Here is a 2,604-nt window from a genome sequence, read left to right as displayed (position 1 = left end):
CCCCGCCGGACGGCCCGCGCGGCCGCCGCGCCGCGCACGCCCTGGCCCTCACCACCACCCCGCCGGACGGCCCGCGCGGCCGCCGCGCCGCGCACGCCCTCCTACTTGGCGGCGTCGCCGCGTGGCCGCCGTCGTACCGGCGGCTTGGCGGTCTGCTCGACGGCCTCGCCCTGCTCGGGTGCGGCGGCCAGCTCGGCGCGGAGTTGCTCGACCTGAGCCGTGAGCGCGCGGCGCTCGGCTCCCTCGATGTCGGCCTGCTGCTCGGCCCGCTCGGCCCTCCGCTCGGCGGCCTCGGCCTGCGTGGTGACGGCCTGAACCTGTGCCGCATGGGCAACCGCGATGGCCTTACGCTCGCGCTCGACGTCGGCGCGCTCGCGCTTGATTTCAGCGGTGAGAGTCTCGGCGCTGGCCTCGGCCCGCTCGGCCCTCCGCTCGGCGGCGGCGACCCGTTGGGCGCTCTGCTCCCGGGTCTCCTGCGCGGCGGCCGCGGTCGCGTCGCGCTCGGTGTGCGCCGTACGGATCTGCGCGGCGGCCTCCCGCTCGGCCCGCTCGACGCGCTCAGCTGCGGCAGCCTCGGCCTGATCGACTCGCGTGGTCGCAGCGGCCTCGGCAGCGATGGCGCGGGCCTCGGCGCCGGCCACTTGCTCGGCCAGCCGCTCCTGCTCCTCGTGGTGCTCGTCGCGCTCGCGCTTGGCATCGGCGCGGACCCGCTCGATCTCGGCCGTGAGGGCTTCGGCCTGGGCCTCGGCCCGCTCGGCCCTCCGCTCGGCCTCGGCCTGGGCGGTGCGTGCCTCCTCGATCTGCGCGGCGGCTTCGGCCTGGGCCTGCTTGATAGCCGCGCGGGCCTGCTCCTCGGCGGCCTCGGCGCGCCGCTTTGCGGCTTCGTGGGCGGCGGTGACCTGCTCGGCCAGGCGCTCCTGCTCCTCGTAGTGCGCCTGCCGCTCGGCCTCCAGGGCCTCCTCGGCCTGCTGGGCGCGCTCGGCCTCGGCGCGGGCTCGCTGCTCGGCCTGCTCGGCCTGAGCCAGTGCCGTCTCCGCGACGGCGTCGGCCTGCTCACGCTCCGCGCGGGCCGTAGCGGTCGCGGTGCTGGCCAGGTTCGCGCGCTGCTCGGCCGCGATGGCGCGGGCCTCCGCGCTGGCCACCTGCTCGGCGGCGGTGGCGTGTGCGGCGGTGACCTCGACGGCTGCGGCGTCGGGGTCTACCACCGTGCGCAGCTCGGCCGCCACACGCCCCATCTCGGCGATGACGCGCTCGGCGAGTTGCTCGGCGCCACGCAGCAGCTCGGCGCCGCGGACCTGGCTCATGGTGACGGGCCGCTCCAGGTCGTCGGGCTGCTGCGGCGCGGCCTCGCCCCGCGCTTCGGCCTCCAGGCGCTTGCGCTCTCGGAAGGCGGTCAGCGGAGTGTGCTCGGGGTTCGCGCAGTACGCCGGGGGGCGCCCCGGTCCCGTGGGCGGCTCGGGCTGCTCCTCGCACGTGGGATAGCGGCAGGTCGTCACCGCACTGGGCGGAGTGGTCATGGGGTCCTCCTCGCTCGTGTGCCCCGCCTGTCGGGGTACCCCTATTCTATTTCATTCGTTTCATCATCGCAATGAAACGAATGAAATTAATGAAACGAAACGAAACTCGGCCGGTCACGTTTTGGTCACGAAAAGATCTTGACCACAGAGGGGCCGCCTCCTGTGATCCCGTCCGCCTGAGGGCGTCAAGCCGCGGACGGCACGGAGGTGCCAGCCCGTAGCCCGTAGGGACGGCCGTAGGCCGTGGCTGGCGGCTCTGGGGCGGCCGTGGTAGCCCTCGGGTCAGGCGGACGGGATCACAGGAGGCCAGCCCCGGCCCCCCACTGACCTGCACCTACTCCGGGCCCCCTTCCTGATCCCGGTGCCTGCCTGCCCGGCGAGGGCATCGCTTGTCGCCCTTCGTGACGGCGCGCTGCGCGGGGAAAACCTCGCCGTGGTGGCCCTCAGTTATGACGCATGTAACAAGTCGGCCCCAGCGGGCGATGCACTCGCGCCAAGCTGCTGACCAGCAAAAGCCCAAGGGGCGTACCCGAAGCAAGGGAGACGACGATGAGCAACGACAGAGTCATGGGCGGGCCTGGCGGTCACGAGGACAACGCATACCAGGCTCTACGCGAGGGTCAGCCTGAGGTGGCTCAGGTGTTCGCCATCCTCGCGCTTGCCTCAGCGGTCAACCGGTTCGCCGAAGCGCAGGAGAACGCCAACTTCGGTCGTTGAGGTATAGGACCTGGGCGCTCTGCGGCAGTTCGGCTCCCTCCGTGATAGATCATCAGATCCATTTCCCCTGGCCAGCTTGTCTCGGCCTGGCCCTGCCGGGAGCGGTACGGCTCAGCGGCGCTCAGCTGGGGCCAGGACTACGCCCCGCGCGGTGGCCAGGGATCAGTACGGCGCTGCGGGGGCGCCTCCCGCCACGTGCGGAGGGAGGCTGCGCGCCCGGTGGGCGGGAGGTGACTCCGCTCCGCGGGGGTCTGGGGGCGGTGGAGCCCCCCGGGTCACCAGGCCCTGGCCTGGATGCGTCGGGTACGGGCGGTGGAGATCTCGGCACGGGCGGCGGCGGCCGGGCCGGTGCCCGGGGGCGGTGTCGCCC

The 2,604-nt window shown here is 73.7% G+C and carries 2 protein-coding genes; one reads left to right on the top strand and one right to left on the bottom strand.

Annotated elements, in window-relative coordinates; all coding sequences use genetic code 11:
- Positions 1–101 precede the first annotated feature (101 nt).
- Complete coding sequence (locus FHS44_RS39590) at positions 102–1,517, bottom strand: hypothetical protein (protein WP_184725676.1); 1,416 nt, start codon at positions 1,515–1,517, stop codon at positions 102–104.
- A 549-nt stretch (positions 1,518–2,066) separates the two neighbouring features.
- On the opposite strand from FHS44_RS39590, the gene FHS44_RS39585 reads away from it, so the two are divergent.
- Complete coding sequence (locus tag FHS44_RS39585) at positions 2,067–2,234, top strand: hypothetical protein (RefSeq protein WP_184725674.1); 168 nt, start codon at positions 2,067–2,069, stop codon at positions 2,232–2,234.
- The last annotated feature ends 370 nt before the right edge of the window (positions 2,235–2,604 follow it).

The sequence above is a fragment of the Streptosporangium saharense genome (genome assembly GCF_014203715.1).
GTDB lineage: Bacteria > Actinomycetota > Actinomycetes > Streptosporangiales > Streptosporangiaceae > Streptosporangium > Streptosporangium saharense.
Note: the sequence above shows the minus strand (reverse complement) of the source record. Positions and strands in the feature narration are given on the sequence as shown.